Origin of the sequence: Pseudomonas sp. 2VD, from assembly GCF_005503585.1 — a bacterium.
Taxonomy (GTDB): domain Bacteria; phylum Pseudomonadota; class Gammaproteobacteria; order Pseudomonadales; family Pseudomonadaceae; genus Pseudomonas; species Pseudomonas aeruginosa.
Map to the genome: position 1 here is coordinate 1 of NZ_SCND01000259.1, position 9,018 is coordinate 9,018.

Here is a 9,018-nt window from a genome sequence, read left to right on the forward strand (position 1 = left end):
GCTTCTCCACCCATGAGATCTGGCATCGCGTGGAGAGCGATGGCGCGGTTCGCGAGCGCCTGCTCCAGCTCGACGGCGCGCGCCAGGAAGTGGTCCGGGTCGATGGGCGCACCCAGTGCATCAGCGGCGGCCTTGCCGACCAACTGGCCGATGCCCAGCTGTGGCCGGTGCGCAAGTTCGATCCTTCCCAACTGGCTTCCTGGTACGACCTGCGCCTGGTCGGCGAATCCCGTGTCGCCGGCCGCCCGGCAGTGGTCCTCGCGGTGACCCCGCGCGACCAGCATCGCTACGGCTTCGAGCTGCACTTGGACCGCGACACCGGCCTGCCGTTGAAATCGCTGCTGCTGAACGAGAAGGGGCAGTTGCTCGAGCGCTTCCAGTTCACCCAGTTGAATACCGGCGCGGCACCTGCCGAAGACCAGTTGCAGGCGGGCGCCGAATGCCAGGTCGTCGGCCCGGCCAAGGCCGACGGCGAGAAGGCCGTGGCCTGGCGCTCGGAGTGGCTGCCGCCAGGTTTCACCCTGACCCGCAGTTTCATGCGTCGCAGTCCGGTCACCCCCGATCCGGTCGCCTGCCTGACCTATGGCGATGGCCTGGCACGATTCTCGGTGTTCATCGAGCCGCTGCACGGTGCCATGGTTGGCGACGCGCGCAGCCAGCTCGGCCCGACCGTGGTGGTTTCCAAGCGCCTGCAGACCGATGACGGCGGCCAGATGGTGACCGTCGTCGGCGAAGTGCCGCTGGGCACCGCCGAGCGGGTGGCGCTGTCCATCCGGCCCGAGGCCGCCGCCCAGAAATGATCGAGGAGCAGGGGCGAGTGGTGGCGACCGAGCCGGGAGCGGTATGGGTCGAGACCGTGCGCCGCAGTACCTGCTCGTCCTGCTCGGCCAATGCCGGTTGCGGCCAGGGGCTGATGCAGCGCCTGGGCGTCGGCGCGGGGCGTGCCCGGGTGCGCGCGTTGAGCGACCTGAGCCTGCGGGTCGGCGATGCGGTCGTCCTAGGAATTCATGAAGACCTGTTGTTGCGCGCCTCCGTCCTCTTCTATCTTTTCCCTCTGCTCGGGTTTTTCGTGGCAGCATTGCTGGCGACCCGGGCGGGCCTTGTCGAACCTCTGATCATCGTGTCCGGGCTGGCGGGTTTGCTGGCGGCCTGGCTATTGGTGCGTCGGCATGCTCGTCGTCATGCCGATGATCCAGCCTCGCAGCCGGTGGTTCTGCGAGCGCTGATTTCCGGGCCGTCCGATTCGGCCTGAGTCTTTCTCTTCCCTCGAACATCACGGGAGCTGTAGTCGATGCATACCCTAAAACGCTGTATGGCTGCGATGGTGGCCTTGCTGGCCTTGAGCCTGGCGATGACGGCCCGGGCAGAACTGCCGGACTTCACGCCTTTGGTCGAACAGGCGTCGCCGGCGGTGGTGAATATCAGTACGCGGCAGAAGCTGCCGGATCGCGCCATGGCGCGCGGGCAGCTGTCGATCCCCGACCTCGAAGGGCTGCCGCCGATGTTCCGCGACTTCCTCGAGCGCAGCATCCCGCAGGTTCCGCGTAATCCGCGCGGCCAGCAGCGCGAGGCGCAATCGCTGGGTTCCGGCTTCATCATCTCCAACGACGGCTACATCCTCACCAACAATCACGTCGTGGCCGATGCCGACGAGATCCTGGTGCGCCTGTCCGACCGTAGCGAGCACAAGGCCAAGTTGATCGGCGCGGACCCGCGCAGCGACGTGGCGGTGCTGAAGATCGAGGCGAAGAACCTGCCGACCCTGAAACTGGGCGATTCGAACAAGCTGAAAGTGGGCGAATGGGTCCTGGCCATCGGTTCGCCGTTCGGCTTCGATCACTCGGTCACCGCCGGTATCGTCAGTGCCAAGGGGCGTAGTCTGCCGAACGAGAGCTACGTACCCTTCATCCAGACCGACGTGGCGATCAACCCGGGCAACTCCGGCGGTCCGCTGCTGAACCTGCAGGGCGAAGTGGTCGGCATCAACTCGCAGATCTTCACCCGTTCCGGCGGCTTCATGGGTCTGTCCTTCGCCATTCCGATCGATGTCGCGTTGAACGTCGCCGACCAGTTGAAGAAAGCCGGCAAGGTCAGCCGCGGCTGGCTGGGTGTGGTGATCCAGGAAGTGAACAAGGATCTCGCCGAGTCCTTCGGCCTCGACAAGCCGTCCGGCGCGCTGGTGGCGCAGCTGGTGGAAGACGGTCCGGCGGCCAAGGGCGGCCTGCAGGTGGGCGATGTGATCCTCAGCCTGAACGGCCAGTCGATCAACGAGTCCGCCGACCTGCCGCACCTGGTGGGCAACATGAAGCCGGGCGACAAGATCAACCTTGACGTGATTCGCAACGGCCAGCGCAAGTCCTTGAGCATGGCGGTAGGCAGCCTTCCGGACGACGACGAGGAAATCGCCTCGATGGGCGCTCCGGGCGCCGAGCGCAGCAGCAACCGCCTGGGCGTGACCGTCGCCGACCTGACCGCCGAGCAGCGCAAGAGCCTGGATATCCAGGGCGGCGTGGTGATCAAGGAAGTCCAGGACGGTCCGGCCGCGGTCATCGGCCTGCGTCCGGGCGATGTCATCACCCACCTGGACAACAAGGCGGTGACCTCGACCAAGATCTTCGCCGACGTGGCCAAGGCCCTGCCGAAGAACCGTTCGGTTTCGATGCGGGTATTGCGCCAGGGGCGCGCCAGCTTCATCACCTTCAAGCTGGCCGAATAAGCCGGCTGGCGAAAAAAGGGCGGTTTCCACCGCCCTTTTTCATGCCCGTCAATCCGTTACCTGCGTGACGCCTTGCCCGAGCATCAGGTAAACTCCCCGGCTATTTTTCGGCGGATTGCCGCCCTTGCCCTTTTCGAGTGTGTTGAGCCGTGAGCGACCTGAGCCATATCCGCAATTTCTCCATCATTGCCCATATCGACCATGGCAAGTCGACGCTGGCCGATCGCTTCATCCAGATGTGCGGCGGCCTCTCCGATCGCGAAATGGAGGCCCAGGTCCTGGACTCCATGGATCTGGAGCGCGAGCGCGGGATCACCATCAAGGCCCACAGCGTGACCCTGCACTACAAGGCGCAGGACGGTAAGACCTACCAGCTCAACTTCATCGATACCCCCGGCCACGTCGACTTCACCTACGAAGTCAGCCGCTCGCTGGCCGCCTGCGAGGGCGCGCTGCTGGTAGTGGACGCCGGCCAGGGCGTCGAGGCGCAGTCCGTCGCCAACTGCTACACCGCCATCGAGCAGGGGCTGGAAGTGATGCCCGTGCTGAACAAGATGGACCTGCCCCAGGCCGAGCCGGAGCGGGTGAAAGAGGAAATCGAGAGCATCATCGGCATCGATGCCACCGACGCCGTGGCCTGCAGCGCCAAGAGCGGGATGGGCGTGCTGGAGGTGCTGGAGCGCCTGGTGACCGCCATCCCCGCCCCGGAAGGCGAGATCGAGGCGCCGCTGCAGGCGTTGATCATCGACTCCTGGTTCGACAACTACCTCGGCGTGGTCTCGCTGGTGCGGGTGAAGAACGGCCGGGTGAAGAAGGGCGACAAGATCCTGGTGAAGTCCACCGGCAAGGTCCACCAGGTGGACAGCGTCGGGGTATTCACTCCGAAGCACACCGAGACCGTCGACCTGAAGGCGGGCGAGGTGGGCTTCATCATCGCCGGTATCAAGGATATCCACGGCGCGCCGGTGGGCGATACGCTGACCCTTAACAACACGCCGGACGTCGAGGTCCTGCCGGGCTTCAAGCGGGTCAAGCCGCAAGTCTACGCGGGCCTGTTCCCGGTCAGCTCGGACGATTTCGAGGACTTCCGCGACGCCCTGCAGAAGCTGACCCTCAACGACTCGTCGCTGCAATACGAGCCGGAAAGCTCCGAAGCCCTGGGCTTCGGCTTCCGTTGCGGCTTCCTCGGCATGCTGCACATGGAGATCATCCAGGAGCGCCTGGAGCGCGAATACGACCTGGACCTGATCACCACCGCGCCCACGGTGGTCTTCGAGATCGTGCAGAAGAACGGCGAGATCATCTACGTCGACAACCCGTCCAAGCTCCCGGACCTGGCGTCCATCCAGGAAATGCGCGAACCGATCTGCCGCGCCACCATCCTGGTGCCCAAGGACCACCTGGGCAACGTGATCACCCTGTGCATCGAGAAGCGCGGCGTGCAGCGCGACATGCACTTCCTCAGCGGCCAGGTGCAGGTGGTCTACGACCTGCCGATGAACGAGGTGGTGCTCGACTTCTTCGATCGCCTCAAGTCCACCAGCCGCGGCTATGCTTCCCTGGACTACAGCTTCGATCGTTTCGAGCCGTCCAACCTGGTTCGTCTCGACGTGCTGATCAATGGCGAGAAGGTCGACGCCCTCGCCCTGATCGTCCACCGCGACAACGCCCCCTACAAGGGCCGCCAGCTGGTGGAGAAAATGAAGGAACTGATCCCGCGGCAGATGTTCGACGTGGCGATCCAGGCAGCCATCGGTGGGCAGATCATCGCCCGCTCGACGGTCAAGGCGCTCAGGAAGAACGTGCTGGCCAAGTGTTACGGTGGCGACGTGAGCCGTAAACGCAAGCTGCTGGAGAAGCAGAAGGCTGGTAAGAAAAGGATGAAGCAGGTCGGTAGCGTGGAAATTCCCCAGGAAGCCTTCCTCGCCGTGCTCAAAGTGGATAGCTAGAACCCATGACACTCAATTTCCCGTTGTTGCTGGTCATCGCCGTGGCTGTATGCGGCGCCCTGGCCCTGGTCGACCTGGTGCTGTTCGCGCCGCGTCGGCGGGCCGCGATCTCTTCCTACGAAGGGCAGGTGAACGAGCCCGATCCGGCAGTGCTGGAGAAGCTCAACAAGGAACCGCTGCTGGTGGAGTACGGCAAGTCGTTCTTCCCGGTGCTGTTCATCGTGCTGGTGCTGCGTTCCTTCCTGGTCGAACCGTTCCAGATTCCCTCGGGGTCGATGAAACCTACCCTCGAGGTCGGCGATTTCATCCTGGTCAACAAGTTCGCCTACGGTATCCGCCTGCCGGTGCTGGACACCAAGGTGATCCCGATCGGTGATCCGCAGCGCGGCGATGTCATGGTGTTCCGCTATCCCAGCGAACCGAACATCAACTACATCAAGCGCGTGGTCGGCCTGCCCGGCGACACCGTGCGCTACACCAGGGAAAAGCGCCTGTACGTCAACGGCGAGCTGGTGGCGGAGAAACTGGTCGGCGAGGAACCGGGCACCCTGGGCAGCGTGACCCTGTACCAGGAGAAGCTGGGCCAGGCCGAGCACCTGATCCGCAAGGAAATGAGCCGCTATCGCATCGAGCCCGACCGCCAGTGGACCATTCCCGCCGGCCACTACTTCATGATGGGCGACAACCGCGACAACTCCAACGACAGCCGCTACTGGAACGATCCGAAGATCCCCAAGGATCTGCTGGGCATGGTTCCGGACCGCAATATCGTCGGCAAGGCCTTCGCCGTGTGGATGAGCTGGCCCGATCCGAAGATGAGCAACCTGCCGAACTTCTCCCGGGTCGGCGTGATTCACTGACCTGTGCGCAGGTTCGCCACGCGGAAGGGCGCTCCTGCTGAATAATCGCGAAGCGGGGCTGCTCCCGAGGGCAGCCCCGCTTTCACTTCCGCGAACGCCGCCGCAGGGCCCTGCCCGATGGCGTTACCGCTCGCTGGACGGAATAACTACACTGACATGAGGTCCGACATGAGGTTCGCGCGTTCGCAGAAGGGGATGTCCCTGCTGGGGTGGCTGGTGGTGCTGGGCGTGGTGGCGTTCTTCGCCAGCGCCGCATTCAAGATCATCCCGCACTACATGGATTACTACTCGCTGGAGAAGGTGATCACTTCCGTGGAGACCGACAAGGCGGCCGAGGTGCGTTCCGTGCCGGAGTTCTACAGCTACGTCGGCAAGGGGATGCAGATCAACGGCATCCGCAACCTGGACCTGGAGAAGGCCCTGGAGGTGCAACTGGAAGACAACCAATTCCGGGCGCACCTGAAATATGAAAAACGCGAGCCACTGATCAGCAACATCGACCTGGTGGTCCACTTCGACAAAGAATTCCGTGTACGCATGCCGTGAGTAATTCGCTGGACCGACTCGAGCGCAAGCTCGGCTATACCTTCAAAGACCGGGACCTGATGGTCCTGGCCCTGACCCATCGCAGCTACGCCGGGCGCAACAACGAGCGCCTGGAGTTCCTCGGTGACGCCATTCTCAACTTCGTCATCGGCGAGGCGCTGTTCCACCACTTCCCGCAGGCTCGCGAAGGCCAGCTTTCGCGCCTGCGCGCGCGACTGGTCAAGGGCGAGACCCTGGCCCTGCTGGCGCGCGGCTTCGAGGTGGGCGACTACCTGCGGCTGGGCTCGGGCGAGCTGAAGAGCGGCGGGTTCCGCCGCGAGTCGATCCTCGCCGATGCGATGGAAGCCCTGATCGGCGCCATCTACCTGGATACCGGCATGGACTCCGCGCGCGAGCGGATCATCGCCTGGCTCGGACCGCAACTGCGCGAGCTGACCCCGGTGGACACCAACAAGGACCCCAAGACCCGCCTGCAGGAGTTCCTGCAGTCGCGGGGCTGCGACCTGCCGCGCTACGAGGTGGTGGATATCCAGGGCGAACCCCATTGCCGGACCTTCTTCGTCGATTGCGAAGTGGCCCTGCTGAGCGACAAGACCCACGGGCACGGCGGCAGCCGCCGCATCGCCGAGCAGGTGGCCGCGGCCGCCGCGCTGGTGGCCCTGGGCGTGGAGAATGGCCATGACTGACATGCACGACGACATCCCCGCCGGCAGCCGTTGCGGCTACGTGGCGATCGTGGGGCGCCCCAATGTGGGCAAGTCCACCCTGCTCAACCACATCCTCGGGCAGAAGCTGGCGATCACCTCGCGCAAGCCGCAGACCACCCGTCACAACATGCTCGGGATCAAGACCGAGGGCGAGGTGCAGGCCGTCTACGTCGATACGCCCGGCCTGCACAAGAGCGGCGAGAAGGCCCTCAACCGCTACATGAACCGTACCGCCAGCGCGGCATTGAAGGATGTCGACGTGGTGATCTTCGTGGTCGACCGCACCCGCTGGACCGAAGAGGACCAGATGGTCCTGGAGCGCGTGCAGTACGTCAGTTGCCCGGTGCTGATCGCGGTGAACAAGACCGACCGCATCGAGGAGAAGGCCGACCTGCTGCCGCACCTCGAATGGCTCACCCAGCAGTTGCCGAAGGCCGAGGTAGTACCGATCTCGGCGCAGCACGGGACCAACCTGGACGTGCTGGAGAAGCTGGTCGCCGAGCGTCTGCCGGAAAGCGAGCACTTCTTCCCCGAAGACCAGATCACCGACCGCAGCAGCCGCTTCCTGGCCGCCGAGCTGGTCCGCGAGAAGATCATGCGCCAGCTCGGCGCCGAGCTGCCCTACCAGATCACCGTGGAGATCGAGGAGTTCAAGCAGGAAGGTCGCATCCTGCATATCCATGCGCTGATCCTGGTGGAGCGCGAGGGGCAGAAGAAGATCATCATCGGCGACAAGGGCGAGCGGATCAAAAGCATCGGCCAGAACGCGCGCAAGGACATGGAAGTACTGTTCGACTCCAAGGTCATGCTCAACCTCTGGGTCAAGGTCAAGGGCGGCTGGTCCGACGACGAGCGTGCCCTGCGCTCGCTGGGCTACGGCGACCTCTGACCGTTCCCGGCAGCCCGGCGCCAGCCGGGCGCCATTCCTCTCGCGCCCGGTCGACCCGCCATGTCCTTCGCCGCCGCCCAAGCCACCTACGTGCTGCATAGCCGGCCGTACAAGGAAACCAGCGCCCTGGTGGACTTCTTCACCCCGTTGGGTCGCCTGCGCGCGGTCCTGCGCGGCGCCCGCGGCAAGGCCGGCGCCCTGGCGCGGCCATTCGTGCCGCTGGAAGCGGAGTGGCGCGGGCGCGGCGAACTGAAGACCGTGGCCCGCCTGGAAAGCGCCGGCATTCCCAACCTGCTCAATGGCCAGGCGCTGTTCAGCGGTCTCTATCTCAACGAGCTGTTGATCCGCCTGTTGCCGGCGGAAGACCCGCAGCCGGAAATCTTCGCCCACTACGCCGCGACCCTGCCGCTGCTGGCGGCGGGGCGACCCATCGAACCGCTGCTGCGCGCGTTCGAATGGCGCCTGCTGGAGCAACTGGGCTATGGTTTCGCTCTCGATGTCGACATCGATGGGCGCCCGATCGAGCCGCAGGCGTTGTACCAGCTTTTGCCAGAGGCCGGCCTGGAGCCGGTGGCGCAGCTGCAACCCGGGCTGTTCCAGGGCTCCGAACTGTTATCCATGGCCGACGCCGACTGGAGCGCCCCCGGCGCCCTGGCGGCGGCCAAGCGCCTGATGCGCCAGGCGCTCGCTCCCCATCTGGGCGGCCGGCCGCTGGTCAGCCGCGAGCTGTTCATGAACCGTAAGGAGTCACCCCGTGACTGAAGCCACTCGAATTCTGCTCGGCGTGAACATCGATCACGTCGCCACCCTGCGCCAGGCCCGGGGCACCCGCTATCCGGACCCGGTGAAGGCCGCCCTGGACGCCGAGGAAGCCGGCGCCGACGGTATCACCGTGCACCTGCGCGAGGACCGCCGGCATATCCAGGAACGCGACGTGCGGGTGCTCAAGGAAGTGCTGCAGACGCGGATGAACTTCGAGATGGGGGTCACCGAGGAAATGCTCGCCTTCGCCGAGGAGATCCGGCCGGCGCATAGCTGCCTGGTCCCCGAGCGCCGCGAGGAACTGACCACCGAGGGCGGCCTCGACGTCGCCGGCCAGGAACAGCGCATCCGAGACGCGGTACGACGCCTGGCTGCGGTGGGCAGTGAAGTGTCGCTGTTCATCGATCCCGATCCGCGGCAGATCGAGGCCTCCGCCCGGGTCGGCGCGCCGGCTATCGAACTGCATACCGGTCGCTACGCCGACGCCGAAGACCCCGAGGAGCAGGCCCGCGAGCTGCAGCGGGTACGCGAGGGCGTGGCCCTCGGGCGTTCCCTCGGCCTGATCGTCAACGCCGGGCATGGCCTGCAC

The 9,018-nt window shown here is 65.1% G+C and carries 10 protein-coding genes; all 10 read left to right on the forward strand.

Features of this window, described 5'->3' with window-relative positions; genetic code table 11:
* Positions 1-800 (forward strand): sigma factor AlgU regulator MucB (gene mucB, locus FFS27_RS23070; RefSeq protein ID WP_171019222.1); only part of this gene is annotated, 800 nt, incomplete at its 5' end.
* A complete protein-coding gene (gene mucC / locus FFS27_RS23075; protein WP_003110245.1) occupies positions 797-1,252 on the forward strand; it encodes an alginate biosynthesis regulator MucC in 456 nt (151 codons plus the stop codon). The genes mucB and mucC, both read left to right, overlap by 4 nt.
* 39 nt (positions 1,253-1,291) lie before the next feature.
* A complete protein-coding gene (gene mucD, locus FFS27_RS23080) occupies positions 1,292-2,716 on the forward strand; it encodes a serine protease MucD (protein ID WP_022579820.1) in 1,425 nt (474 codons plus the stop codon).
* Positions 2,717-2,865: 149 nt separating this feature from the next.
* On the forward strand, positions 2,866-4,665 hold the full coding sequence (gene lepA, locus FFS27_RS23085; protein WP_003085555.1) for a translation elongation factor 4: 1,800 nt from the start codon (positions 2,866-2,868) through the stop codon (positions 4,663-4,665).
* Positions 4,666-4,670: 5 nt separating this feature from the next.
* Positions 4,671-5,525 (forward strand): signal peptidase I, encoded by an 855-nt coding sequence (gene lepB / locus FFS27_RS23090; RefSeq protein ID WP_003085558.1) that lies wholly within the window; start codon positions 4,671-4,673, stop codon positions 5,523-5,525.
* Positions 5,526-5,693: 168 nt separating this feature from the next.
* Entirely contained in the window at positions 5,694-6,071 is a 378-nt protein-coding gene (locus FFS27_RS23095; RefSeq protein ID WP_003085562.1) for a DUF4845 domain-containing protein, read from the forward strand.
* Positions 6,068-6,757 (forward strand): ribonuclease III, encoded by a 690-nt coding sequence (rnc, locus tag FFS27_RS23100; protein ID WP_003085565.1) that lies wholly within the window; start codon positions 6,068-6,070, stop codon positions 6,755-6,757. Before FFS27_RS23095 ends, rnc begins: the two co-directional genes overlap by 4 nt.
* Positions 6,750-7,667 (forward strand): GTPase Era, encoded by a 918-nt coding sequence (gene era, locus FFS27_RS23105; RefSeq protein WP_003085566.1) that lies wholly within the window; start codon positions 6,750-6,752, stop codon positions 7,665-7,667. The genes rnc and era overlap by 8 nt, the downstream gene beginning before the upstream one ends.
* A gap of 60 nt (positions 7,668-7,727) precedes the next feature.
* Positions 7,728-8,429, forward strand: a complete 702-nt coding sequence (gene recO / locus FFS27_RS23110; RefSeq protein ID WP_003085569.1) for a DNA repair protein RecO — start codon at positions 7,728-7,730, stop codon at positions 8,427-8,429.
* A partial coding sequence (locus tag FFS27_RS23115; protein WP_137952227.1) for a pyridoxine 5'-phosphate synthase occupies positions 8,422-9,018 on the forward strand: 597 nt, incomplete at its 3' end. The genes recO and FFS27_RS23115, both read left to right, overlap by 8 nt.